This is a genomic window from Sphaerimonospora cavernae, from assembly GCF_042435035.1.
GTDB lineage: Bacteria > Actinomycetota > Actinomycetes > Streptosporangiales > Streptosporangiaceae > Sphaerimonospora > Sphaerimonospora cavernae.
This window is the reverse complement of the sequence record NZ_JBHMQT010000009.1, coordinates 151362-177898: the sequence shown is the minus strand read 5'-3', so window position 1 is coordinate 177898 and position 26537 is coordinate 151362. Positions and strand designations below refer to the sequence as shown.

The 26537-nt window shown below is 70.4% G+C and carries 17 protein-coding genes; 2 read left to right on the top strand and 15 right to left on the bottom strand.

Annotated features, from left to right (window positions below; genetic code table 11):
- Window positions 1-99: 99 nt before the first annotated feature.
- The 10 genes from ACFHYQ_RS07100 to ACFHYQ_RS07055 form a co-directional block, all read right to left on the bottom strand.
- Window positions 100-1203 (bottom strand): hypothetical protein, encoded by a 1104-nt coding sequence (locus ACFHYQ_RS07100; protein ID WP_394300269.1) that lies wholly within the window; start codon window positions 1201-1203, stop codon window positions 100-102.
- A 117-nt stretch (window positions 1204-1320) separates the two neighbouring features.
- Entirely contained in the window at window positions 1321-1710 is a 390-nt protein-coding gene (locus tag ACFHYQ_RS07095) for a (deoxy)nucleoside triphosphate pyrophosphohydrolase (RefSeq protein WP_394300268.1), read from the bottom strand.
- A 6-nt stretch (window positions 1711-1716) separates the two neighbouring features.
- Window positions 1717-2859 (bottom strand): C40 family peptidase, encoded by a 1143-nt coding sequence (locus ACFHYQ_RS07090; protein WP_394300267.1) that lies wholly within the window; start codon window positions 2857-2859, stop codon window positions 1717-1719.
- The gene (locus ACFHYQ_RS07085) at window positions 2856-3518 is read right to left on the bottom strand and encodes a hypothetical protein (protein ID WP_394300266.1); all 663 of its coding nucleotides are present in this window, start codon (window positions 3516-3518) and stop codon (window positions 2856-2858) included. The genes ACFHYQ_RS07090 and ACFHYQ_RS07085 overlap by 4 nt, the downstream gene beginning before the upstream one ends.
- A gap of 18 nt (window positions 3519-3536) precedes the next feature.
- Window positions 3537-5951, bottom strand: coding sequence for a type IV secretion system protein (locus ACFHYQ_RS07080; protein ID WP_394300265.1), 2415 nt, complete (start codon window positions 5949-5951; stop codon window positions 3537-3539).
- On the bottom strand, window positions 5948-8425 hold the full coding sequence (locus ACFHYQ_RS07075) for an ATP-binding protein (RefSeq protein WP_394300264.1): 2478 nt from the start codon (window positions 8423-8425) through the stop codon (window positions 5948-5950). The genes ACFHYQ_RS07080 and ACFHYQ_RS07075 overlap by 4 nt, the downstream gene beginning before the upstream one ends.
- A 3-nt stretch (window positions 8426-8428) precedes the next feature.
- Window positions 8429-11056, bottom strand: coding sequence for a TcpE family conjugal transfer membrane protein (locus ACFHYQ_RS07070; protein ID WP_394300263.1), 2628 nt, complete (start codon window positions 11054-11056; stop codon window positions 8429-8431).
- Between the two features lie 29 nt (window positions 11057-11085).
- Window positions 11086-11403, bottom strand: a complete 318-nt coding sequence (locus ACFHYQ_RS07065) for a hypothetical protein (protein WP_394300292.1) — start codon at window positions 11401-11403, stop codon at window positions 11086-11088.
- Between the two features lie 65 nt (window positions 11404-11468).
- Window positions 11469-12485, bottom strand: coding sequence for a conjugal transfer protein (locus ACFHYQ_RS07060; protein WP_394300262.1), 1017 nt, complete (start codon window positions 12483-12485; stop codon window positions 11469-11471).
- Window positions 12486-12867: 382 nt separating this feature from the next.
- Window positions 12868-13527 carry a hypothetical protein gene (locus tag ACFHYQ_RS07055; protein WP_394300261.1) on the bottom strand — a complete coding sequence of 220 codons (660 nt, stop codon included), beginning with the start codon at window positions 13525-13527 and terminating at the stop codon, window positions 12868-12870.
- Window positions 13528-14156: 629 nt separating this feature from the next.
- Between ACFHYQ_RS07055 and ACFHYQ_RS07050 the strand changes: the two genes are divergently transcribed.
- Window positions 14157-14930 (top strand): lytic polysaccharide monooxygenase, encoded by a 774-nt coding sequence (locus ACFHYQ_RS07050; protein WP_394300260.1) that lies wholly within the window; start codon window positions 14157-14159, stop codon window positions 14928-14930.
- Between the two features lie 7 nt (window positions 14931-14937).
- Here ACFHYQ_RS07050 and ACFHYQ_RS07045 read toward each other — a convergent pair whose 3' ends face one another.
- On the bottom strand, window positions 14938-15687 hold the full coding sequence (locus tag ACFHYQ_RS07045) for a TetR/AcrR family transcriptional regulator (protein WP_394300259.1): 750 nt from the start codon (window positions 15685-15687) through the stop codon (window positions 14938-14940).
- A gap of 68 nt (window positions 15688-15755) precedes the next feature.
- Between ACFHYQ_RS07045 and ACFHYQ_RS07040 the strand changes: the two genes are divergently transcribed.
- Entirely contained in the window at window positions 15756-16712 is a 957-nt protein-coding gene (locus ACFHYQ_RS07040; RefSeq protein ID WP_394300291.1) for an NAD(P)-dependent alcohol dehydrogenase, read from the top strand.
- 55 nt (window positions 16713-16767) lie between these two features.
- On the opposite strand, the gene ACFHYQ_RS07035 is transcribed toward ACFHYQ_RS07040, so the two are convergent.
- Genes ACFHYQ_RS07035 through ACFHYQ_RS07020 form a run of 4 tightly spaced genes read right to left on the bottom strand, consistent with a single transcriptional unit; the run spans window position 16768 to window position 26496 of the window.
- Window positions 16768-18711, bottom strand: a complete 1944-nt coding sequence (locus ACFHYQ_RS07035; protein ID WP_394300258.1) for a N,N-dimethylformamidase beta subunit family domain-containing protein — start codon at window positions 18709-18711, stop codon at window positions 16768-16770.
- Complete coding sequence (locus tag ACFHYQ_RS07030; protein WP_394300257.1) at window positions 18708-20081, bottom strand: condensation domain-containing protein; 1374 nt, start codon at window positions 20079-20081, stop codon at window positions 18708-18710. The genes ACFHYQ_RS07035 and ACFHYQ_RS07030 overlap by 4 nt, the downstream gene beginning before the upstream one ends.
- Window positions 20078-20314 carry an acyl carrier protein gene (locus ACFHYQ_RS07025; protein ID WP_394300256.1) on the bottom strand — a complete coding sequence of 79 codons (237 nt, stop codon included), beginning with the start codon at window positions 20312-20314 and terminating at the stop codon, window positions 20078-20080. The genes ACFHYQ_RS07030 and ACFHYQ_RS07025 overlap by 4 nt, the downstream gene beginning before the upstream one ends.
- Entirely contained in the window at window positions 20311-26496 is a 6186-nt protein-coding gene (locus tag ACFHYQ_RS07020; protein ID WP_394300255.1) for a non-ribosomal peptide synthetase, read from the bottom strand. The genes ACFHYQ_RS07025 and ACFHYQ_RS07020 overlap by 4 nt, the downstream gene beginning before the upstream one ends.
- Between the last annotated feature and the right edge of the window lie 41 nt (window positions 26497-26537).

The following is a 26537-nucleotide window of genomic DNA, read 5'->3' as shown; positions in this document are numbered from 1 at the left end:
TGGTTTAACCACAGGCAAAGGCGCATCTCTGCGAGAAACTGCAAGATCACGGAGAGGGTTGTCGCAGGTCGGCGACCATCCCTGCGAGAAACTACAAGATCACGCGCGGGGGTGGGGGTGGGGGTGGGGGGGGTCGTCGGGGCGCGGTGTGGCGGCCGACGGGGGTGCCTGCGGTGCGGGGGACTGCGGCGCGGGGGCGCCGTGCGGCGGAGTCTCGGCGTGGCCTTGGGGCATTGACTGTGCCTGCTGGTAGTACGCCGGGTATCCCTGCGGGGGATACGGCGCCTGACTGTACGCCTGCGGCTGGGCGCCGTACGCCTGCGGCGGGGGCCCGTAGCCCTGTGGCTGGGCCCCGTACGCCTGAGGCGGGGTGCCGTACGGGTGGGGAGTGCCGTAGGGCATCGGGTAGCCGTACGGCGCCTGCTGGGGATACACCGGGTACGGCTGAACCGGCACGAAACCGACGGCGTAGCCCGGCGCCCCCGGATAGGCGGCCGCCTCCGGCCCACCGGTGGTCTTCGCCTGCGGACCGGCCTTCCCGACGGCCGCCGCGTGCGCCATCCGGCGCAGCCGACCCTCGAACACGAGCCACGCGAGCAGGGCGAGCACCACGAGTACGGCGGCGGGGATCGCGAGCTTGTTGGCCAACGCCGGTTTGTCGAACTCCGGCGAGGCGCTGCGGATCTCGTACTGCGCCGATTCCGGCGCGGGCGCTTCGAACGACATGCCCTGGGTGGGCGTCTGCTCGGGTGCCGTGGTCGGCACCGGTTCCTGTGCCGGAGGCGGCGTCGACGCCGGAGGCAGGGAGACGTCCGACCCGTCGTCCGTGGAGCCCGTGGAGCCCGTGGGATCCGTGAGGTCCGAGGTGTTCGGGATGTCCGCCAGCTTTGTCGGGATCGGGGCCGAGACGTCGTCGTGCTTCTGCTGCTCGTCGGCCGTCTTGGTCGTGCTCGGCTGCGGAGGCGTCGGGGTGACCGTGACGGTCGCCGTGACGACCGGATCTCCGATCGGCGTCGGACTTGTTCCGGGCGTCTGGGTGATGGTCACGGTGACGGTGTCGCACTCGCCCGGCCGACACGGCTCCACCGGCGGATCGTCGGCCGCGTTGGCGCTGATCGCCGACCCCACGGTGAGCACGGCCAGCGTGGCCAGAGCCAGCGAGGCGATGGCCGAGGACGCGGCCCTGATCTGTGCGCGTCCCATCACCGCTCGCCCTCCACGATGTCGCGTGCAACCTAGAGTCAAGAAAGATTCTAGTTACGTCAAACGCCCGGCAAAGCCCTTCTAGGTCACGAATTCACCCCTCAAAAGGCTCGTATGTCACAGGAGCTTCTCGACGGCGGCGACGATCGGCAGATCGGCCGGGATCCAGGCGACCTCGTACAGCTCGCGCGGCTCCAGCCAGCGCAGCGCGAGGTGCTCGCGCGGGTACGGGACGCCCGCCGCGACGGCCGCGAGCCAGACCCTCATGACATGCCCGCCGGGCAGCGGCCAGTCCCCGCCCACCCGGCATCCGACGACGATCTCGATGCCGAGTTCCTCGGCGCACTCGCGCACCAGCGCCTCGTGCTCGCTCTCCCCCGGGTCCACCTTGCCGCCGGGGAACTCCCAGCCGCCCCTCAACTCGGGTGGAGTGGCCCGTTGCGCGGCGAGCAGCCTGCCGTCCCGTACGATCGCCGCCCCCACCACGAGCTTCCGCGTCGAATCCATGAACGCCTACGTTAGGTCGTGCCTGAGTTGGGCCTGCACCTGGTCGTTCTCCAGGGGCCGGGTGAAGCCCACGATGTTCGGTCTGTCGCCATAAGTCGTGACTTTGATGGGTCCACAGCGTGTGCAGCGCGCCTCGACCATCTTCCCCGGCGCGACCACCAGGCCCACGTGACCGGGGCGGTCCGCCGACGTGCCCGGCCCGGCGTTGAAGAACACCAGATCGCCCGGCCGTTCGCTGCCCTGCTGCACCCGCACCCCGAAGGGCCACTGCTCGAACGTCGTCCTGGGGATCGACAGCCCGGCATTGCGGTAGGCCATGTAGATGATCCCCGAGCAGTCGAAGGCGTCCGGGCCGGTCCCGCCCCACCGGTACGGCTTGCCGCGCTGGTCCAGGGCATACTCCAGGATCTTCCGCATGACCTCGTCGGAGGCCGCGGACACATAGTTGGTGTCGCAGGCCGAGTCGGCCTCGGGCGGCAGACCGATGTCGCCGGTGACCGCGTAGCGCTCGGCGATCTCCATGACCTGGTCGACGTACCAGGTGGCCCGGTTGTAGACGAAGATCGCCCGTCTGAGGTCGTCGGGGGCGCCGTTGCGCTTGAGCATCTTCGCCGCACCGAGGATGGCGTCGGCCGGATTGTAGACGTCGCCGTACCCGTCGCCGTCGCCGTCGGAGGCGTACCCGTTGATTCCCGGCGCGATCTTGATCTTGGCCTGGCCGCCCCACGTGCTGATCAGGAACTGCATCGGCCCGGCGGCGCCCGCGTAGTTGGTGCCGCTGCCGACTCCCGGCAGTTTCGACCGGCCGTGGTCGGTCTCGCGCTTGCCGATGGCGGCGAGCACGTTCCACTGGACGCCGGTCTGCTTGCCGACCTTCGTGTAGAGCTCGAGATATTCGGCTGGAATGTCCGTCCTGGCCGTCTCCGACGCGCCGGTGGCGATCGTACCGGCCTGTGCGCAGTCCTCCGCGGATCTCCCGCCGAGGAGGAACGACGGCAACGGCGTCATCAGGATGATCGACCCGATGAGCGCGAGTGGGACGATCACGGCCAGGGCGAGGACGATGGCCAGGACCGGCCGGGACCGGCCGCGGGCCGAGATCACCCGGAACGGCGTCTGAAGCGACGCCCGACGGGGCGGCACGGTCACGGCGTCGTGTCCCCGTCCTGGCCCGCGTCGGCGAGTTCCAGATCGTAGACCCGCCAGTCGCTCCCCGCCCGGATCACGGTCACGGCGAACCGGTCGTTCTCGTCCTTGTCGCCGTCATCGCCCGTCACGTGCCGCGCCGAGCCGACGACGAAGACCACCTGGCCGGCGGTCATGTCCCGGATCTTCTTCACCTCCGCCGACGCCCGCGAGACCACCCGGCCGGCGCGGTTGCGCTCCACCAGCCCCGGGTCGGTCATGGCCCGGGTGAGCTGCGCGGCGAACTCGTCCGTGGCGAACGCCTTGAGCCGTCCGGCGAACGCCGCCGGCTCCTCGTCGTACCGGAAGGTTCCGTACGACTCGGTGAACCGGCGCGCGAGGTCCGCCGCCGCGCCGAGCTCCTGCCGGGACAGCGGCAGGTAGGCGTAGACGTCGAAGACGGCCGGGGTGGTCGCGACCTGGCGCGGCACCGGGCTGCGCGTCGCACCGGCGGCCGTCTCGGGCGACCTCGCCGCCGGTTCGATCGCCGCCGTACGGCCGTCGCCGCTCTCCGACCCCGACGTCGGTGAATTCATCGTCAGGTAGAGGCCCACGGCGGCCAGCACGACGACGGCCACGGCGAACGCGAGCCCCTTGCCCCTGTCACTTCTCTGTGCGCTCATCGACGTGTGATCACCAGGTCAGTCGGCGGAGTCCGAGGGCTTGGCCCAGAACGGGGTGGGCGCGTCGTCGGGTGTCCGCCCGCCGCTCCCCCGCCTGGGCAGCCACAGCGGCGGAGCGTCGGACGCCCTGCCGGACGACGAGCCGGACGATGAGCCGCCGGACCGGGAGGAGCGATCCGCCGATCCCCGGTCGCGTAAGCCGCCGCCCCCGAAGATGCCGCCACCGGAACCACCGCCGGAACCACCGCCGGAACCGCCCCCGAAGATGCCACCGGAGCCGGTGGAACCCCGTGACCTTCCGGACCCGTTCGAACCGCGTGAGCCTGAGCCGCCGCCTGAACCGCGTGAGCCACGTGAACCGCGTGAACCGTTCGAGCTGGGCGAACCACTCGAACCGCGGGAGGCCCAGCCGCCGGATCGCCCGCTGAACCAGCCACCGCCCGAGGACGCACCGGAACCCGATCCAGAGCTCTGCCCGGAGCCCGATCCGGACGCGACCGAACCTGACGAGGCGACCGAACGACTCGGAGCGGCCGTGGGCCGGGCGGAGCCCACGGACCTCACGCCGGAAAGGTTGAGCGGAGGGGCCGATCCCGGGCGTGGCGCCGTACCCGCCCTGCGACGGCCGGCGGCCTGAACATCGGCATCCAGCGGCGCGGGTTGGGCCCCGGCCCTGGCGCCCGCCTGCTCTCCCGTCTGTCCCGCCGCCTGAGCAGCCGCGGACCCGGCCTGCCCTTCCTCACCGCGGACGCGCCCCTGCGCCACCGACGCGGCGACCGCGGCCGCGCTGCCCGCGCCGCTCGCCATCGCGGCGGCGCCGATCAACGGCTCGGCCTTGCGCAGGCCCCAACGTCCCATCCGCGCCGCGGCCACCGGAGGCAGCGCGTTCGCCGCACGCGACAGCGTGGGCGCGCTCGCGGCCTCCCCGAGCATCCGGGTCGTGAGCGTGTGCCCGTCCATCGAGGAGAACAGATGCTGGAACGGCCGCCGGTAGAAGAAGACGGCGATCGTCAGCAGCGCCATGAACAGGATCTGCATGCCCCAGGGCAGCCCGGTCGAGATGATCAGTGCGTAGCCGTACACGAGGACGCTCAGCACGACGGCGAGCACGGCCTGGCGCAGCAGGGTGCCGATGACCATCTCCACCCAGCGCATCGCGATGATCCGCCCAGATCCCGGATGCACGCCGATCAGCAGGAACACCGGCCCCAGCATGAGCAGCAGCAGGAAGCCGACCTTGAGCACCAGCAGCGACACCGCCACGAGGAAGATGAGCAGCCCGGCGACCATGGCGGCGATGAACGCCCCGATCGCGATGCCGAGCCGGCTCGTCCAGTCCTTGCCCTGGATGAGGAAGAACACCGGGGTGTTCTCCAGCGGCTTGACGATCTCCTCTTCGAACCGTTTCTGATGGGCGTCGCTGGCCGGCGTCTGGTTCGCGGCCTGCTCGGCCGCATCGATGGCCTGCAGATTAAGGATCTTTGCGCCGAAGTCCTGCACTATGTGCGCTTCCGGGTCGGCGGTGCCGAGCTGTCCCATCAGCCACGGCTTGCAGACGAGCGTCGACCAGAGCGCGTCGGCGTTCTGGGCGACCCCCGGCGTGCCCGGCCTGCCGTACCCCCCTGCCTTGACCTCCGGCTCCGCCCCCGCGCCGACGTCGTCCTTGAGCGGCAGGCACGATGCGCCGCCGGCGCCGGGCAGGCCGGAGAAGGCCGAGTTGACGATCTCGCCGGTCTTGTCGGTCACGGTCTTGCCGATGTTGGTGAAGTCACCGGGGCGGCTGAAGAACCAGACGGCCACCGTGACCGCGAGCACCATCCAGATGACGCCCTCGGTGGTGGTCGTCGCCCGCCTGCGGATCAGGCCGAACCAGGCGAGCCAGACCGCGCCGAGGATGACCACCGGCCGCAGATAGGGCCAGTACATGGCGTCGGCCAGCTTGGTGACGATCGCGTCGGCCGCCTCCTTGATGGGCTGGAGCGGTCCTTCGGTGGCCGCCGCCTCATAGGTGCTGATCGTCAGCCGGTCGACGGCCTTGGCCCAGGAGAAGACCGTGTTGGCCCAGGCGTTGCCGAGCACGGCGGCGACGTCCGAGCAGCCGAGTCCGTAGGTGTGCCAGAACTGGCCGGACATGCCGTACCGCTCGTAGTTGGTGAGCGGCCCCTTCGCCTCCGGCGCGGCGGCCCCGTCACCCGCCCCGCTCCCCGCCGCGGTCCCGGTGCCGGATGCGGCATCGGGTGCGGGCGGGCGGACCAGGCCGTCGATGCCGCCGCCGACCATCTCGGGGGCGAGGTCGGCGGACAGGTCACAGGGCCCGACCGCGCTCGCCGTGCCCGACGGGAAGACGAGCGGCAGCGTCACGAACGCCGCGAAAGCCGTGAAGGCCACCAGGAGCAGGACCAGCCTGCGCCGCCTGCGCCGCAATCGCTTCAAGACCGCACCTCCTGCGCGACCCCCGACCGACCGGAACCCCCGACATCGAGATCGTTTCCGTTCTCGCCTGGCTTTTCGTGCGTCGGATTCGTGTCCAGCCACCGCAGTAGCTCCGCCGAGATCAGGTCCACCCCGATGCGACCCGCCCGGCCGTCCAGATCACGGAACACGCACTCCCCGTTGCCCAGGGAGCGCAGCACCGCCTTGTGCTCCTCCGACGGGTCCACGCCGAGGAGCTCCATCACGTGCTCGACCTCCACCCGCTCGGTCGAGCGGAAAGCGAAGACCGACGACAGGCAGTTGGTGACCTGCTCGTTGAGCAGATCGCCCGCGTTCTGGGACACCAGGACGAGCGCCGTGTTGCGGGACCGGCCCATCCTGGAGACCTCGGGCACCAGCTTGGCGCCCTCCGGCGTGGACGTGATCGCCCAGGCCTCGTCAAGGAAGATCGCTTTGGGGGTGCGCCGGTCGAGCCCGTTCATCAGCCGCCGGGCGAACTGCGACACCAGGTAGAGCAGGGCCACCGACAACCGCTGCTCGTAGGAATAGTCGTCCCTCGGAGTCATGACGTCGGGCAGTGTGAGACCGCCGAGTGTGAACACCGTGGTCCAGCCCTCGGTGTCGATCTGCTCTCCGCCGGAGGGGTCGAAGCAGAGCCTGGCCAGATGCATCTCGGACATCGACCGCAGCACGGCCCCGAGGTTCTTCGACGCGGGGTCCTCCGACCTCTCCAGGTGGTCGACCACCTTGCCCAGCGACGGGTCGGGCTCGTTCGACACCGCGGCCACCGCCTGGATCATGACCGACTCGCGCTCCTCCGACATGCGCGGCAGCAGCAGCCGCAGCGTCTCGCTGGCCATCGTCTTCCTGGCCGCGATGTCGTCGCCGAACGAGAACGGATCGAGCAGGCCGGGTGCCGCCGACCCCAGCGGGATCATCCGCGCCTGGCGCCCGCTCCGCCGCAGGAGCCGTACGAGCGACTCCGCGTCGCCCTTCGGGTCGATCACCGCGACCGTCACACCGCGCAGCGCCATCTGGTAGATCAGCAGCAGCGCGAGCGTCGTCTTGCCGCCGCCCGGTTCGCCGGTGATCGCGATGGCCGTCGGGCGGTTGCGCGCCGCCGCGACCAGCGGATCGAAGTGCACGATGCCGCGCGCCCGCCCAAGGGTCTCGCCGATGTACGGCCCGGCCCATCCGGCGTTCGACTCGTCCACCCGGTCGCCGACCTCCACGGTCGCCGTCGCCATGCCGCCCGCGATCGTACGCAGCGGCTGCCGCTGGGCGTACGCGTTGACCCGCAGCCGCTCCCCGGGAAGGGCCTCGCAGAACAGCGAGAACTGGTCACCGGTGGAGTTGACCACGTCGATGCCGATGTCACGGTAGTGCTCCACGACGGCCTCGACCCGCTGGACGCAGATCTCCTCCGTCGGCGCGCTCACGCTCAGCCGGTGCCATCCGTACACGAAGGGCAGCCGCTCCTTGGTGATGCCGTGCTCCAGCATGCGGGCGGCGTCGATCTGCTCGGCCAGCGCGAGCGGCGCCTCCGCCCCGGCCTCGCGGATGTGGATGTCCATGTCGCGGGCGTGGGCCAGTTTGCGCGCCACGTCCTTGCTCGCCCGCACCGGCGGGATCAGCCGCATCCTGCTGGAGACCTCGACCGGGAAGGGCAACTGGTCGGCGAAGTGCAGCCACGGCTCCCCGTCGGGGAACGCCATGAGATCGGGGAACCGGGCGAACGACAGGTGCGCGACGAAGCTGTCACCCGCCGGCTGCTCAACGCGAAGCAGGGAGCGGCCGTTGTGGATCTGCCCCTCGACCAGCGACTCGATCTCGCCCCGGCCCCACCTGCGCCGCGGCGACGCCGACGGCGGCCGGTCGCCGAGCCCCCCGGAGGCGGCGTGCTGGAACAGCCAAGCGATCTCCGTAGAGGTGGCGTGGCGGGCGTAGAGGGCGCTGGAGGCAAGGGCCCGGCCGAGCCGCTGCGCCGCCTCGGTCCACCGCTCGATCTCGCGGGCCGGCACATGGTCGTCCTCGATCCCGAGCGCCCTCTCCCCGCGCTGGTAGAAGCCGAAGAGCTGGGCCAGCACGCCGGAGCCGAGCTGGGCGCCGCGCGGGCCGAGCCGTACGCCCAGGTAGACCTCCTTGCTCCAGAAGTCCTTGGCCCAGACGTGGCGATACATCTCCTCCAGGTACTCCCGCCAGCCCGGCCCCTCGTCGGAGGTCGTGTTGAGCGCCATCGCCCACTCGGCCGCCTGATAGGCCCGGTGCGCGATCCGCAGATGCACCTCGGCGTCGGGCATCCTGATCGCGGCGAGCGCGATCGTGATGTTGGTGGCGAGTGCCTCACGCTCCTCCGATGTGAGGAACTCGTAGCTCACCGTCGGCAGCCGGAAGTACGCCCATGCCGCCGACTCGGTGAGAAGGACGCGATCGTCGAAGTACCGCACCGCCAGGCGGCTTCGCGCCCTGCTCATCGCTCACTCACCCGCTTTCTCACCCGCGCGTTCTCGGACCCTGTGCGCGTCGCTCGGCCGGTTCGCGGCCAGGCTGCTCACGATCACTCCCGCAAGTGCAACGTACGCCCTGCGGCCCCCCGCGCGAAGGTTGTTGAGGTCAACAGGTCCCGGACGGCCGGGCGCGAGCTCGTCCTCCCAGGGCACGCGGACGATCGCCCGGCACCGGCCGCTGGCCACCGCCTCCGCCTGCTCCACCTCGGGCAGGCTGCGCCGGCTCACCCCGTTGATCACCATTACGCCCCGGCGCCGCAGGTCGGAGCAGCCGTGGCCGTCGAGCCACTCGTAGGTCATGGCGATCGCCTCCGGGGCGTCCGCGCTCGCGGGGGCCACCAGCACGAGCTGGTCGGTGTACGGCAGCAGCCGGGCCGCCAGCGCGGCGGCGGGGTCTATCACGGTGAGCCCGTAATGGCGATCGAGCACGGCCAGCGTCCGGCTCCAGTCGCCGAGCGACGCCCGGTCCGCCAGACGCTGCGCCGCCTGGTCGTCGATGTCCGCCCCGAGCACCTCCAGCCCCGACCCGCAGCGTGAGGTACGCGCGCCGAGGCCGAGGTAGCGGGTCAGCGATCCGGCGCCCTCGAGGAGTGAGCCCAGCCGCTCGGCGGGCTCGGCCGCGATCCGCTTGGTCATCGTGTCGTCGCCGCCGCTCGCGTCGAGGGCCAGCACGCGCTCTGCCCGGTAGCGGGCCAGCGAGTGTCCCAGCATCAGCGCCGTGGTCGTCTGTCCCGCACCACCCGTGCAGCCCAGCACCATGATCCGCTTGCTGTCGGCGAGCGGCGTACGGGCCCGTGCCTCGTCGATCTCCATCCCGTCTGTACGGCTTCCGCCCACGACGACCTGGGCTAGCCGCCGCCAGCCGCCAGCGGGGTCGCGGCCGACGACGGCCTCGACCCGGCGGAGCTTGGGCGGTTCCTCCCCCCTCGCCTTGGGCGGCTGGAGCTTCGGCGGCCGGATCGCCGTCCCCGGGACCTCCGGCCGCACCCGCGGCGGATGAGCGGCCTGCCCCGGCTGTACGGGCGGCGCGGGCTGTGCGGGTTGAACCGGCTGGATGGGTTGAACCGGCTGGACGGGCGGCTGCGTCGGCCCCGTCTCCCGCTTGGGCTGCTCGGGCCGCATGGGTTTCGGCGGCCGCCCCTTCCTGTGCTGCTCCCGGGCTCTGCGCTGCCAATCGTCGGAATCCCGCCGCCGGGCGGCCTTCGTGCCCGCTTCCCCACTGCTCGTGGGCTCCGGATCCCCCGTCCGCCGCGCTTCCGCGGTGTGCTCCACATCCCCGAGTTCGTCGCTCACGGCGGGCTTGCCGGGATCGGCCACCTCCTCGACGATGGCTCCGGTACCGCGACTCTCGGCGGCATGGCCCTCCGCGAGCCCGCCCTCTATGGGCCGGCTCTCTACAGGAGGGGCCTCGGCGGCGACGTGCTCCGCTGCCTCTTCCTGCCAGGCGGGTCCGTCCGGTCGCGGAGCCGGATCGGCCTGCCGTACGGCACGGCTCTCCGCCGACGCCGCGAGCCTGCGAAGGCGGCGGAGTGCCTCGGTCCCGATGGGCGGCACGTCCGAGACCGGCACGGTCGCCGCCACATCTGACGTCGAAACCTCCGAGACCTGGGCATCCGAAACCTGGGCGTCCGAAACCTGGGCATCCGAAACCTGGGCGTCCAGAGTCTGGGCTCCGGCGGAGGGCGGCGCTACCGACTCCGCCGCCTCCCGTGCCGTGGGCGTCGTCCCCGCCTCCGTGGTGGAGAACGCACGCTCACCACCCGACGCGACGCCCCTCCCGGACGCGGAAGCCGTACGCCATGAGACGGAGGACGGGACATCGGCGATGGGAGCGGCCGCCGCCGCGGCGGCGGCCACCGCCGGACGCACGATGCCCGACGGCACCTCGTCGGCCGACGGCATCGCGGCAGCCGACGAACCAGTGCCTGCCGACGAACCAGTGCCGACCGACGAACCAGTGCCGGCCGAATGGTCGACACCCCGGAAACCGCCGCGGGCAGGACGACCGGTGCCCTTGGCCACGGATCGGGCGGAATGGGCGAGCGCCGGAGGCTCGGCGGTCGGCAACGGCAACCCGGTCACCCGAGGGCGCTTCCCGACCGGCCCCGCCCCCGTGGCGGCGGCCTTGGCCTTCCCACTCGTCTTCCCCGCGGCCCTGACGGCGGCCCTCGCTGGGCCCCTCGCTGGGGCCTTGGCTGTGGTTTCGACGACGGTCGGAACGGCCTGCGGCGACGTGACCCGCCATACCCGGGCGGCGAAGGTGATCTCTTCGGGCTCGCCGATCGGAGCCATGCGGCACCAGGTGCGGGGCTCGGCCAGGTAGCGGAGCTGGGACTGCAGGAGCTCGGTGAGCCGTTTACCCTCGATCACCGGGCGGGTGGAGAGCCAGGTCAGCACGCCGGGCGGCACCAGGTAGACGACATGCCACGGAGGGCCGAACGGCAACCCGACCAGGGCGAGGAGGACACACCAGGGGACCAGCACGCCCACGAACACACCGATCCAGACGATGGGAAGCGGCATGGGCAGCCGAAGGTCGTACAGCTTGTACAGCCGCTTCTCAATGCGCCAAATATTGGTATATGTGGGCAGATCCACCCGATCCTCCTCTCCGCCCGATCACTCGGTCACTTGATGCCGAGTGCGCCCGCGATGGCCTTGGCCGTCACCTCGATGATGTTGGGCACATAGAAGATCACGCCGATTGCGATCGCCAAGATGATGAACTGCATAAATCTGGTGATCTCGCGGGTGAAGAGAAAGAAGATCGCCACTACGGAGACGACGGCGAGGAAGAGCGGGGCGAAGAAAGTCCGGAGGAAATCCGCCAGCCCCGCGGTGTTGATGCCCGTCGTCGGTTCGGGGGAAGGCGCGACGGCCAGATCGTGGACACTGCCACCGAAGCTACCGGAACCGACGATTCCATCGATGAAACTGTCCACCATGGTCTTCACAATCAATTCTCGCCCTCCCGGGGGTATGGATCAGCGATGACATGATCGGGCATGCGTCACCCCGCGGGCCGCTTCGCGCCCTGGACGTCCCTGACGAACCACTTGTCACCCTGCTTCTCGATGGTGAGCCGGTAGGCCTGCTCGAGTCCGCCCGGCTGTCGCGTCGGGTCGTCGATGGACGGGGTCTGCGTCGGAGCCGCACCACCCGAGGCGACCTCCCACACGACGACGGCGGTGACGTCCCTGCTGTTCGCCTCACCCGGCGGCACGATCACGTCCTTCAACTGGGTGAGTGTGAACTCCCCGTCGAAGCCCTCTATCGTCACCCCGTTGGCGACATAGCGCTGCAGATCCACCTGGTTGCCCGCGGCGTACGCCTTGAAGAAACCCTCAAGCTGGGGGCGCAGCTCGGCCTCGGCGGCGGAGTCGCGGTCGGGATCGGAGATCGGGGGCAGACCGGCCGGAGCCGCCTCCGGCAGCAACGCCGGCTTCTCCGACACGACGAACCCGGTGCCGTCGTAATAGACGGGCACGGAGAGCAGCCCGCGCCTGCTGCCGGACTGGTACGACACGGTGACGCGAGCGTTGTGCGCGTCGATCACGCTGATTCCGGCGAACTGGAACGCCCCGGCGGACATCCGTCCATATCCGTTCCAGCCGAACTGCTTGTCATCCTCGTCCTCGGGGAGGAACGACTTCAACCGCTCCGCTCGCTGCTGGGGATTGGCGGCGTCGTAGTTCATGTAGACGGCGGCGAACTGGTTGGCGAACGCGGACGCCTCGGTGACCGGGAATCCCAGGTCGCTCGGGCTACTGGTGGTCGTCGGGTCACCGCCCTGGCTCAGCCGTTCGAACGGGGCACGGACGCCGTTGACGACGATCACGATGATCAGAGCCCAGAGGACGACGCGGCCGATCCAGACGAGCCAGCGGCCTCCGCCGCCGCTCCACCCGCCTCCGCGCCGGGCGGAGACGCTCCGGCCGGTGGTCACCTCGTCAGGGCCCTCCGGAGGGTACGGCTCGGGGTCGCCAGCGATCCGCGGATCCTGCTGGACGTTTGACCTGCGAGCCATCACGCCTCCGCTCGCGCCGATCCCCCCGGCTGGCGCGGTTTCGTCTTACTCTCGATCCGGTTAAGCCAATTCAAGTAATCACCCTAGCGGTCCCGCCGATTCTTCCAGGTGAGCCACGCCCATGGTGCAAGCATCGCCGCGATCGAGCAAACCGGATCCGCGTCCCGCCGAGACGCCCCGCAATCAACCGATCCGCGGAAAAGCACGTTACGCCTGGCCAGCGGGGACATCGATTACCTAACCGCCACGTATTGGTTTCCCCGCAGCTCAGAGAGGTATCGAATGCGACGACGCAGGCGCGGGAACGTTCCGGAACCGCGAGTGGCCCCGCGCCGAAGCACGGGGCCACCTGAACGGACGGCCGGGTCCCTGGGTCGGGTCCCTAGCAGCAGTCGGACAGCCAGGACGCCTCCGCCATCCTGCTCTCGCTCCTCTGTGTCTCGCCTGTGATGCGACGCTCGGACTTCCGCACCTCACGGTTGATGCGTGCCTTGGCCACGTTCGCGTGGTGCTGGATGCGGGACTTCGCCTGGCTCGCCTCGGCCTCGACCTGCTCCTGGGCGCCGAGCGGGCTCTGCTCGCCGCGCTCGAACCGCGACGGCAGGAGTTCGCTCGAGAACCGCGCGCTGCGGTACTGGAACGAGATCGGCTCGCTCACGAACCGTTCGCTCTGGAAGTACCGCGGGCTTGAGAACTCGGGCTGGAAGCTGACCGAGACACTCATCGGCTCGGAGAGGACCGGCTGCGCGATCACGGGCTGCGAGATGACCCGCTGTGCGAGCACCGGCTGCGCGACGACCGGCTGTGAGATGACCTGCTGTGAGATGACCGGCATGGAGACCGTGGACACCTCGGACAGCTGGGACGCCGCCGAGAGCGGCAGCGCGATCTCGGAAGCCGAGTAGGACGACTCGGCGACTTCGGCGCAGTCTTCCCACCCGCTGGTCGCGGCGAAGGCGGGTCCGCTCAGCAGCGCGACGCCGCCGGCCGCCAGCGTAGAGGCGCAGAGAGCCAGGGCGAGTCGACTGGATTTCCGATGCATGTTCCCTCCTTTGGCCCGGGTCGGGCTCAGGCAGGTCAGGACGCCAGGTTTTCCTGGGCCCTGGAATGGCCGAGGAGTTTCCACCCCACTCTCCCGTCGCCATAATGGCGAAAATGATTGATCGGGACAAAAGGGGGTGAATTTCTCGGGCGCAATCACCCCCGAGCGGCCATATTCCGATCCTTAATCGTGCTGTCCCGGCGCGTCTAGGCCACTTGATGCAAGTGTTTCCACTGACATCCCAGGAAGTGACTTACCGTAGGCATGTCCCAAAGATCCTCCAGCACGCTCTTTCTGGGCTCTTGGCGGGCAGGGGAGACTGAGGTTGCTTTCGAGCCGCCGACCGATCAGACCTGCCGCCGGCGGCGGGGATACCGCGGCCGGCGGCGGCGAGGAACCCCGCATGGGCGGTGAGTGCGCTGCCCGGCGCCGCGTCCCCGAGGCGCCGCGCGCGCCCGTGCGACCTCGTGGGGGACGGGGCGAAAGAGCCGGCCCGACGGCAGACCCTCGTGACCGGCCATGAAGCCATCACGCTGACAGAGATCCATACCAGGGCCTGACAGAGGGTTTTTTGTTAGGAAACTTTCCTTTATATTGACCTCACTACCCCCCAGCGAAGGAAGCACGACATGCGCAAACTGTTCGCGCCCCTGGCGGGACTCGCCGTCGCCGCCACATCAGTGGTGGTCATGGCCTCACCCGCTTCGGCCCACGGCTACATCTCGGACCCGCCGAGCAGGCAGGCCTGGTGCGCCATGGGCAAGGTCCCCAACTGCGGGCAGATCATCTGGGAGCCGGCCAGCGTCGAAGGGCCCAAGGGTCAGCGCAACTGCAGCGCCGGCGATGCCCGGTGGTCTCCGCTCGACGACGACAGCAAGCCGTGGCCGGTCACCACGGTCGGCAACGTGGTGAACTTCCAGTGGCGGATCGAAGCCCGGCACTCCACCAGCACGTGGGACTACTACGTCGGCAACGAGCGGATCGCCCAGTTCAACGACCGCGGCAAGCTCCCCGGCTCCACCGTCTCGCACACGGTGGACCTGGGCGGCAGGACCGGCCGGATCAAGCTGCTCGCCATCTGGAACATCGCCGACACGGCGATGGCCTTCTACAACTGCGTCGACCTCCAGGTCGGCCCCGGCGGCCCGGGCACCCCCACGCCGACCCCGAGGCCGACTCCCACCCCGACCCCGACTCCGACCCCGAGCCCCACGCCGAGGCCGACCCCGACGCCCACGCCGACTCCTCCGACGACCCCCGGCGGCGCCTGGACCGCCGGCACGCCCTACAAGGCCGGCGACCTGGTCACCTACAGTGGCCGCACCTACCGGTGCGTCCAGGGGCACACCGCGCTGACCGGCTGGGAGCCGCCGAACGTCCCGGCGCTCTGGCAGGCCGTCTGACCTTTCCTCAATCGACCCGGTAGATCACCGAGTCACCGCCTGCGGGCGTCCCGTGTCCGCGCACAGCACGGGACGCCCGCTCGTGACTCAGCCTGTCGGGATGGTCCAGGCCGAGCGGGGGCGGCGGTGGCAGAGGATCGGCCGGGTCGGCGTGATCGGCCTGAAAGGACCGGAGCAGATAGGCGACGAGCCGGCGAGAGGCGGCCGGCGCAGTGTCTGTGGGACCGGCCGCGATGCCGCAGTTGGCCATGAGAACGAGCGTGAGGTCCGCCAGTTCGAAGTCGGCGCGCAGCCTCCCGGCCGCCTTGGCCCGCCGCGTCAACTCGGTCAGCCCGCGCTCGGCGCGCGTGCGCTCCCGTTCGTAGTCGATCGCGCCGGGGAAGGCCGTCAGAAACGCCGCGGTGAACCCCCGATCCACGACCTGCATGGCACAGACCCTCTCGATCACCGTACGGAAGCCCCGCCATGCGTCGGGGTCGGCGAGAGCGTCATCGAAGATCTTCGCGCATGCGGCGAACTGATCGGCGAACACTTCCGTGACCAGCGACTCCCGGGTGGGAAAGCGCCGGTAGAGCGTGGCCACACCGACCCCGGCCCGGCGGGCTATCGCGGCCATCGGCACGTCGATCCCGAGCTCGGCGAACGCCTCGCGGGCGGCTTGGAGGATGCGCTCGCGGTTGTGCCTCGCGTCCGCGCGCAGCCCCGTCGGTCCGGCGGGCGCGGCGGCATGCGACAACCGAGAGGAATTCGCTGGCATATTTCTCACATTAGCCTAAGTGGAAGCGCCTCTCCGTTTATGTGATTAGCCTGCAAGACATGAGTGAGATGCGCGCGGCGCTGTACGACAGGTACGGCCCGCCGGAGGTTCTGTACGAGGGAACGGTGCCGAAGCCGGTCGCCGGACCGGGCGAGGTGCTGGTGCGCGTCCATGCCACCAGCGTGAACGGAGGAGAACTCCTCGGCCGGGCGGGTCGGGTGCGGCTCGTGACGGGGCTGACGGGACGGGGTTTCCCGAAGCGCATCGGGATCGACTTCACCGGCGAAGTCGCCGCCCTGGGCTCTGCCATGCCCGGCCTCGCACTTGGCGACCGGGTATGGGGAGTGATGTCACGGACTTTCGGAAGCGCCGCCGAGTTCGTGGCCGTACGTCCCCGGCAGTTCGCCCTCGCCCCGGCCGGGCTCGACCTGGTCGAGGCCGCAGCCCTGCCCGTGGGCACAACAGCGATCACCGCGCTGCGGGACAAGGCCCGGCTCAAGCCGGGTGAGCGACTGCTCGTACGCGGTGCGAGCGGCGGAGTCGGCAATATCGCCGTCCAGCTCGGCCGGGCATACGGCGCGCGTGTCACCGCACTCGCCCGGGCCGCGAACCTCGACCTCGTACGGGAACTCGGCGCCGACGAAGCCTTCGACTACGCGACCACCGGCGCGGCCGACCTCGGCCCGTTCGATGTGGTTCTCGACACTGTCGGCACCGAGCTCAGCGCCTACCGACGGCTCCTGGCACCCGGAGGTCGCATGGTGTCCATCGCCTTCGACATCGACCACGCGGTCCCCTCAATCTCATACATCCTCGCGACCACCGCGTTCGGATCGCGACGCGTACGGTTCTTCAGCGGCCGCCCCACCCATCGGCTCTTCGCCGACCTGACCGAATATGTGGAGCGCGGAGCGCTGCGACCGGTCGTGGACGCGGTGCATCCGCTCGCTGATATCGCCACGGCGCATCGCGCACTGGAGGCGGGCGGCGTCCGCGGAAAACGCGTCATCCGAATCACCGGCTAGAGCGGTCATGGGCCGCTGATCGGCAGCCGACCCAGACAGGCGAGCATCACCCCGATCAGATTGGTCGCCAGCGGAGCGGAACGCCACGACCGGCGGCGATGAACAGCCCGGAATGGGCGGTGCACGTGCTGCCCGGCACCACGTCAGCGTGCGGCTCCCATCCGGTTCCAACTCCCACGATCCCGGCCTCTTCGTCCGCGCCCCCTTCGGCCGCGCCCCCTTCGGCCGTGCCCTCTTCGGCCGTGCCCCCTTCGAACGGGGCGGGGGGAAGCCGGGTCGACAGGCGCCCATCGGAGTCCAGGGCGAAAAGCCTGCCGTTCATCCCGCCGAGGGCGACCGCGCCGCCCGACGAACCGGCGGGCTCCCACGTACCGGTGCCGAAAACCTGTCGCCACAGCTCGCCAGATGAGGTGGCCGCCCAGAACGTGCAGTCGGCCACGGCCAGGCCGATCGCGGACTCGGGCGCGGGACCGGCCTCCCGCCACCGCGACTCCTCGAGACGGAGAAGCCTCCCCTCGGGCGTCACGCCGTACAGGCCGAGGGGCACGCCGTTGGCGGCCTCACGCGGCACGGCCAGTCCACGTACGCCGTCGGCCGGGCCGACCGGCTGCCAGGGCAGGTTCTGGCCGCACAACTCCCGTGCCAGCAGCATGCCGTCGGCGCTCACCGCGTACAGCGTCCGGCCGAGCACCGCGAGCGCCAGCAGGTCGGAGGTCGGGCCGATCACGTCCCAGTGTCTGCCGTCCGCGGACGACAGCCGATCGATCACGTTGCGGGTGATCCGGTCGACCACCGGGTCATCCATTCCGTTGCCCCAGTTCACCGTGGCCGCCGTGAAGACGGTCCCGAGGCCGCTGGTGAACACGCCCATGGTGGCCATGCCGCCCTGGCCGTACGAGTTCCAGTGCCGAAGGTCGGCGGTGGCGAGGACGACGAACGACGACGGGGTGCCGTCGCGTCCGGTCACCCGGGGCACCCCCGCCACCTCCGTGAATTCGGCGGCGTCCGTCTCATAGCCCAGGCAGCCCTGGCCGAACTTGTCGCCGTCGGTCAGCCCCGTCCCCTCGAACACCCAGTGGGCCGCGAAACGCGTGCTGTAGGACTCCTCCAGCATCCGCGGCATGTACGGTCCCCAGGCTCCGGCGCCCGCGCGGAAACTCACCCCGGTCAACGTGTTCTCCGGGCGATTCACCGGCGCCGCCGACCATTCGACGGTCGTCAGGCGCGGGTCGACCGCTGCCCCATCCGATGCGGTTCCGGCGGAGGCGGCCATCGGGTCGGAAACCGCGTCCCGGTAGCAGACCATGGTGCGGCCGCCGTCTTCGAACCTGATCTGCCACCAGCAGGTGTTGCCGGAGAAGAACGCGACGTTGCCGCCGCGCCGTACGAACTCCTCCACGGCGTCCCGCATCCCCATCGACCAGTACTCGTCGTGCCCGTTGACGATCAGCATGCGGTGCTGGGACAGCAGGTCCAGGCCGTCGTGCAGGTCGAGGTTGGAGCACCAGGCGACGTCGTAGCCGGTGCGGCGCAGCCAGCGCGTCAGCCCCTCCTCCCAGCGTTCCGGGGAAGGTCCGCCGCCGGGCCGGTCGAAGGTAACGCGCGCGGCCCGGGTGGCCGACTCGGTCCAGTAGATGCTCTGGCCGGGTTCACCGGCCCGGTTGTACGCCTGCCAGGTGGTGAACGGGACGCTCAGCAGCACCGGCGAGCTGGGAACCGCCTGCCGTACCACGAAGTAAACCTCGTTGTCCGGGCACGGCGCGTTCCCGGGCAGCGTGCGGGGCCACGGCACCTCGGGACCGAAGCGGGCGCGATACAGCGAACTGCGCCAATCGGCGGGGATGTCCAGTTCCCACCGTGGTGCGGACGCGATGCCTTCGAACACCACCCGGTCGTCGGTGGCGTCGGTCACCACCACAGGCGCCCCCCGGTCGAGGACGAAGCCGAGTGAGGCCCCCTGCGGGCAGGAGGTCGCGGTGGCGTAGGCCCGTACGATCATCGGACGGCCGCCCCGACGAGGAAGGACTCCAGCTCCAGCAGAAAGCGCTCGATGTCCGGCCGGGACAGATACCGTGTGTCGGCGGTGAGCGAGACTCCGTCCACGGTGAGGTGGACACAGAAGCGGCAGTTCAGCTTTTCCTGACTCATCGGCCACGACAGCGAAGTCCGGGCCAGTGCCGTCGTAATCTCGTCGGGGTCGCATGCGACGGGTCCGGGGTCGGCGAAGCGCATGTCGTTGAAGCAGCAGTACGGGCGGATCGACTCACCCCGCTCCAAGTCGATCGTCGTGGTGACCCGGTTCCGGTCGGCAGGGTCGTGGTAGGCGCTGCGATAAGCGCGCAGGGCGGCGGGTCCGGCGGCTCGCAGCAGATCGGTGAAGGACGCGCCTCCCGCGCCGCCGAGATCGAGGTCGAGCGTGAACAGACCCTCCTGCGACATCGTGGTGACGATGTCCGCGGTGCCACGTCGGACTCGGTTGGCGGAGATCGGCAGCATCGCACACGTCTCATGGCCGGTGAACCGGCCGACCAGTGCCGCCACGGCCGTCAGCAGCACAGTCGAGGTCGAGGCTCGGCGAACGTGAGCGATCGACCGGACCGCGAGCTCCAGAGCCGGGGAGCGCAGCAGCGCCCGCCAGATCGGCGGGTCCGCGGCGGAGCCGGTCGGTGCGGAGAACATCGTCGGGGGGATGCGCCGGAATTCCCGCTCCCAGTGCGCCGCGGCCGTCTCCGCCGCCTTCCGCCCCTCCGGGCCGGCCTGCCAGCGGGCGAGATCGAGCGGCTGCAGAGCACCGGGTCGCCGGATGGCGCCCCCTCCCCGGTCACCCCTGAGCAGCAGCATGCGCAGGTCGCGCAGCGCGATCTCGGCGCCGAACCCGTCGGCGGCCAGATGACAGAAGACCAACACCACGTGGGTGACTCGATCGCCGTCGAGGACCAGCGCCACCCGCAGGGGCCACTCACCGACGTAGTCGAACGGCCGCGCCGCCAGCTCGTCCAGCACCCGGTCCGGGTCGTCGTCGGTGATCACGACCGGCAGCCGTCCCCGCTCCGCCAGCCGCTGGTACGGCTCGCCGCCCGCTTTATCTGGCAGGACTTCACCGGGCAGGCCGGGCTCGCTCAGCCGGGTCCGCAGCGCGCCGTGCCGTTCGACCAGGGCGGCCAACGCCGTACTCGCCTCGGCGACGGTACGACGGGGGCCCGGCACCTTCAGCACGTGGCCGAAGTTGAAATAGTGATCGTCTGGAGCAGTGCGCACGATCGTCTCCCAGATGGCCCGCTGGCCCCAGGTGAGCGGCGCGGTGAGCGGCGCGGCGCCGGAGTCCGGCCCGGCGAACTCGATATCCAGGGTGTGGTCGGCAACGCTCATCGGGAAGCCAGGTACCCGGCCAACCGGTCGAAGTCGTCGAGCAGTTCCATACCGTCCTCGCTCAGATCGAACTCCACCCCGAACTCCGACTCGATCGCGTCGATCAGTCGCAGCAGTGCGATCGACGTGACGCCGAGCGCCGACAGCGGCACGGTCGCGGCCAGCACCTCATCCGGCGTGACGGCGCCGTCGGAGGACTGCGCGATGAGTTCAGCCAACCTTTTCTTGATCACGTCAACTCCCTGGCGAGGCGTTCCGCCTCTTCTTCGGACATCTGATCCAGCTCGGCGATCAGGAGCTCCTCAACCGCCCGTGCCAGCCCTTCGACCGTGGGTTGGGTGAACAGGGTGCGGATCGGCAGCTCCAGGCCGATCATGCCGCGTAACCGGGCGACGATCCGTACGGCGAGCAACGAGTGGCCTCCGAGCGCGAAGAACTCGTCATAAGCGCCGACCTTCTCGACGCCGAGCACCTCGCCGAAGACCTCGGCCACCAACGCCTCGGCGTCGGTGCGGGGCGCGACGTACGCCTCCCGGTGTGCCTCCGGAGCGGGCAGCGCGGCCCGGTCCACCTTGCCATTCGGGTTCAGCGGCAGCCGGTCCAGCCGCGCCCAGGCGGTCGGCACCATGTGCGGCGGAAGCGCCGCACCCGCGAACTCGGCCAGTTCGGTGAAGGCGGCAGGACCGGTGACGTAGCCGACCAGCGTGTCGCCGAGCGCGACGACCGCCGCCTCGCCCACCTCGGGGTGGGCGAGCAGCCGCGCTTCGATCTCGCCCGGCTCGATCCGGAATCCGCGCACCTTCACCTGGTCGTCGAGCCGGCCCAGAAACTCCAGCTGCCAGGGCTCCGGCTGCCCAGGCCCCGGCTGCCCAGCCGGCCGCCACCGCACCCGGTCGCCGGTCCGGTAGACGCGCTCGCCGTACCGGTCGACGAATCGGTCGGCGGTCAGCGCGGCGGCCGACTCGGTGTCGCCGAGGTAGCCCCGGGCCACACCGGTTCCACCGATTGCCAGTTCCCCCGCCGCGCCGGGCGGTGCGAGCCGTCCGGCCGCATCCAGGATGAGGACGCGGGTTCCGCCGATGGGCCTGCCGATCGGCGGACGTCCGGGTGAGCCGTCCAGCTCGGCGAGCGTAGCGATGATCGTCGCCTCGGTGGGGCCGTAGGTGTTGACGAGCCGCACCCGGCCGCCGAACCGCGCCTGCCATCGGGCCACCGCGGCCTCGTGCACCTGCTCCCCGCCGAGGATGACCAACCGCAGCTCCGGCGGCCAGGCGATCGAGTCGATCTGGTCGACCAGGTGGTGCCAGTAGGCGGTCGGCAGGTCCAGGACGGTGACGCCTTCGAGGTGGTCGGTGAGAGTGACCGCACCATCCGGCAGTAGCTCCAGGCAGGCCCCGGCTGCCAGCGTCGGATAGATCTCCTCGGCGTGCGTGTCGAAGCCGAGCGAGGCGAACTGCACCATCCGGTCCCCCGGCCCCAGGCCGTACTCCCGGCGCATCCACGCGACTCTGGCCGCGAGGTTGCGATGTTCGACGACGACACCCTTCGGCGTCCCGGTCGAGCCGGACGTGTAGAGCACGTACGCCGCGGCGTCGCCCCTGACCGGCACGGGTGTGGGGCTGCTCGCGGGGACGGCCTGGGCCGGGTACGCGACCGGCACAGCCGGCGGCAGACCGCCGTCGGCATCGGTGGAGGCCGGATCAGCGGCGGACAGCACGAGTACGGCTCCGCTGTCGGCGAGCATGAACGCCAGCCGCTCCCGTGGATATCCCGGGTCGAGCGGCAGATAGGCCGCCCCGACGCGCCAGACCGCGAGCAGCGCCGCGATCGCGTCCGGCGTCCTGCCGAGGTGGACCCCCACGATGTCGCCGACTGTGACGCCGTGCGCCTGGAGCAGCGCGGCCAGCTCATCGGCCCGCGCGTCCAATTCGCCGTAGTCGAGGCCACCTACCGCCCGCGCATGCCGATGTGCGCTTACCGCCGAGGCCACCAGTTCCGGCACGTACGGCTCGGCGGAGACATCGGGCCCTTGGCCGATCTCCAGGAGTCGTTCCTCCTCCGCCGTGGTGATCAGCCGCGGCGACGCGGAACAGTCCTGCCGCAGCACTCGCTCCAGCCCGTCGGCCATCACCTCGATGGTGCCCGGATCGAACAGCGCGGCATCGTAGGAGAGCACGACGAGTAGCTCTCGCTCGTCCTGCCAGGCCTCCAGCATCAGGTCGAACTTGACCTGGTCGAAGCCGTGCGCGAACGGCTCGGCCGTAAGCCCGGAGAAGTCCGTCGGGGTGGTGTCGGTGTCCTGGTTGTGCAAGATCGCCATCGTCTCGAAGGCGGGGATGCGCAGCCGTTCGAACGGGATGCCCTGGTGTTCGAAGGCCGACAGGACCGTGTCGCGGGTCCGCTCCAGCAGCTCGCCGAAGCTCGGGCCCCCGTCGGACGACCCGCCGGACGACCCCGCGGACAGGTCCGTTCGGATCAGCAGGACGTCGGCGAAGTAGCCGACCACCGTTTCGAGTTCGACCCGGTCCCTGCCTGAGGTGACGGTGGCGACGGTGATGTCGCTACGGCCGCTCCACGCGGCGAGCAACGTCTGATAGGCGGCCAGCAACGTCATGAACAGCGTCGCGCCGCGTTCCCTGCCCCGCTCGACCAGCTCTGCCACGTCGTCGGCGGGAAGCCGGAACGTGTGGAAGCCGCCCTTCCTGGCGGGCGGGGAGGTGCGCGGCCGATCAGCCGGCAGATCGAGCTGGGCGGCGCCGGCCAGCCGCTCACCCCAGTAGGCGGCCAGTTCGTCCAGCTCGTCCTGGCTCCGGTCGCGCTGCCATCGGGCCACATCGCCGAACTGCAGCGGCACCGGGCCGAGCCGTTCGCCGGAGTAGAGCCGGGCCAGCTCGTCCAGCATGACGTTCAGCGACCAGCCGTCGCCCAGGATGTGGTGGAGGACCACGCACAGCACGTGGTCGTCGGCGCCGAGCTCGATCAGCGTCACGCGCAGCGGCGGACTCGCGGCCAGGTCGAAGGGTGCGTTCGTCCGCTCGGCGACCAGCGCCTCGGCCTGCGCGACATCGGTGGCGGCGACGGCCTCGACCGGCACGGGCCCCGGTGGATCGATTTCCGCGACCGGAACGCCGTCTACCTCCGGGAACCTCGTGCGCAGGCTCTCGTGCCTGGCGACCAGCGCGGACAGGGCCTGGTCCAGGGTGGTGCGGTCCAAGGGGCCGCGCAACCGGCGGACGAGCCACATGTTGTACGACGCGTCGCCGGGGTCGAGCCGATGCAGGAACCAGAGCCGTTCCTGGCTGGGAGAGAGCAGCGCGGGCTCTCCGGCGGGGCGGGGGCGTGGTCCGTCGTCGCTCCCGGTCGAGGCCCGGTCCCACGCGGCGAACCCCGGCTCGGCGATGGTCTCGAGCACCTCGGCCAGCGCGGCGACGGTCGGACGGGTGAACAGTTCGCGCACCGGGATCCGTACCGGCAGCCTGGCGGTGACCATGGTGGCCAGCAGCGAATGCCCGCCGAGCGCGAAGAAGTCGTCTTCGGCGCCGATGTCCTCGATGCCGAGCACCTCGGCGAAGACGCCGGCCACCAGCCGCTCGGCCGGGGTGCGCGGCGGAGTGCCCCGCGTCCTGGTGGGCTCCGGGTGGGGCAGCGCCTTCCGGTCCACCTTGCCGTTCGGGGTGAGCGGTAGCGCGTCGAGCGTCACAACGGTCGCGGGGACCATGTAGCCGGGTAGCTGTCCGGCGACGTGTCGCCGGAGGTTCCACGGATCGCCGTCTCCGGTCGGAGCCTCGGCATCGGCGGGGACGACGAAGGCCGTCAACAGGTCGTCGTGTATGGCCACCACGGCCTGGCGCACGGCGGGATGGGCTTCGAGCACGGACTCGATCTCACCCGGTTCGATCCGGTGCCCGCGCAGCTTGACCTGGTTGTCCGTGCGGCCGATGAACTCCAGCGTGCCGTCCGCCGACCATCTGACGACGTCGCCGGTGCGGTAGACCCGTTCGCCGTCGTGTCGTACGAACCGTTCGGCGGTGAGGTCGGGGCGTCCGAGGTAGCCGGTCGCGACCCCGGCGCCACCGATGAGTAGTTCGCCGGGCACCCCGATCGGCACCCGCAAGCCTTCGGCATCGACGACGTGGATGGTGGTGTTGACGATCGGATGGCCGATCGTCACCCGCTCGGGGCGCTCGGGCACCTCCCAGGAGGTCGACCAGATCGTGGTCTCGGTGGGGCCGTACATGTTGATGAGCCTGTGTACCCGTGCCCGCAACTCGGTCGCGAGCGCGAGCGGGAGGGGCTCGCCGCCGACGAGGGCCACCACCGGCGGGAGGTCACCCGTGAGCAGCACCCGCCAGCCCGACGGGGTGGCCTGTACGTGGGTCACTCCCGTGTCTGCGATCAGCCTGGTGAGGGCCGCGTCGTCGCGCGCCGTGTCCGCGCCGGCGACGACCAGGCGGCCGCCGGTGACCAGCGGCAGGTAGAGCTCCAGCGCGGAGATGTCGAACGACAGCGAGGTGAGCGCGAGCCAGACGTCCGACGGCTTGGAGCCGACGAGGTCGCGCATCCCGAACAGGAAGTTGGCGAGCGCGCCGTGCGGCACCATCACCCCCTTCGGCCTTCCGGTGGAGCCGGAGGTGTAGAGCACGTAGGCGGTGTCGTCGGGCGACGGCCGCTCGACGGCTTCGATTCGGGCCGAGGCGACGCCCCCAAGCGGATCGGCGTCGGCCAGGTCGGCGTCGGTCAAGATCCGGGCCGCGTCCGAGTCCTCGATCATGTACTCGACCCGGGCCGCCGGGTAGTCGGGGTCCACCGGCAGGTAGGCCGCACCCGACATGGCGACGCCGAGCAGCGCGACGACCATCTCCGGTCCGCGCGACATGCGCACCGCGACCACGCGGCCGCGCCCGATGCCCTCCTCGCGCAGCCGTGCCGCCAGCCCGGCGGCCCGTCCGGCCAGATCAGCGTAGGTCAGATGATCGTAGTTCGGCTTCCACCCGGTCGGCGATGTGCCCTCGAAGACCACCGCCACCGCGTCGGGTGTGGCGGCGGCCCGGTTGAGCACCAGGTCGACCAGGGTGAGTTCGGGGAGCTCGACCGCGGTGTCGTTCCATCCGTCGAGCCGGGTGCGTTCGGGCCTGGCGAGCAGGTCGAGCCGCCCCACGGGCAGCGAAGGATCGGCGACGGCGGCGGCGAGGAGCACGAGGTAGCGCCCCATCATCAGCTCGACCGTCTCGTGGTCGAAGAGTTCCTCGCTGTAGATGGCGACGCCGAGCATGCCGTCGTCGTCCTCGTCGTAGAAGTCGAGCGACAGGTCCACTCTGGCGGAGTGCCAGCCGAGCGGGAACGGCTCGGCGTCCAGTCCGGGCACCGGGTCGGCCACATCGCCGTGGGTGTGCAGCGCGAACATGGTCTGGAACAGCGGGGTCCTGCTCGGGTCGCGGACCACGCCGAGCTCGCCGATCAACCGCTCGAACGACACATCCCGATGGGTGAGCGCACCCAGGACCGACCGGCGGGTACGATGGAGCAACTCCGCGAAGCTCGGCGAACCGGACAGGTCGCAGCGAAGCACCATGGTCGTCGACAGATAACCGATCATCTGCTCCAGCTCGGTGCTGTCGCGCCCGGCCGAGGGGGTGCCCACGCAGAAATCCAGCTGTCCACTGTGCCGGTGGAGCAGCACCTGATATGCCGCGAGCAGCAGCATGTACGGCGTGCAGCGCGCCCGGCGTGCCGACTCGGCCACCTTCGCGGCCAACTCGGGCGGGATACGGAACCGCACCTCACCGCCCGCCGTGCCACGCTGGGCGGGCCGAGACCGGTCGGTGGGCAGTTCGAGCACGGGAGCACCGGCCAGTCGCGACACCCACCAGTCCAGGTCGGCCCGGTGCGGATCAGCGGAGTCTTCGCACCCGAGCACGTGATCGCTGTACTGCGGCGGGAGCGCCCCGGGACGGGCCCGGCCCGCGTAGTGGTCGGCGACCTCGGCCCTGAGCACGTTGAGCGACCACCCGTCACCATTGATGTGGTGCAGCACGACGCAGAGTACGTGGTCGTCGGGGCCGAGCCGGACCAGCGTGATCCGGAATGGCGGCCGCTCGGCGAGGTCGAAGGCGGCGTTGGTCCGGGCGCCGACGATCCGTCTGGCCTCGTCCTCCGACCCCGCCGTGACCTGCTCGACGGTTATCGGAGTCGGAGGACCGACGACGGCCGCCGGTCGCCCGTCGACCTGGACGAACCGCGTGCGGAGCGCGTCATGTCTGGCGGCGACGGCGGTGAACGCGGCTTCGAGAGCCGGGATGTCAAGCCGGCCACGTAACCGGTACGCGTAGGCGGTGTTGTACGAGGAATCGGCCGGATCGAGCTGGTTGAGAAACCAAAGACGTTCCTGACCATGGGAAAGCGGACCTCTCTTCACGTACCTCTTCCCCTAAGCAGGTCGTTTTCGGAAAGACTCTT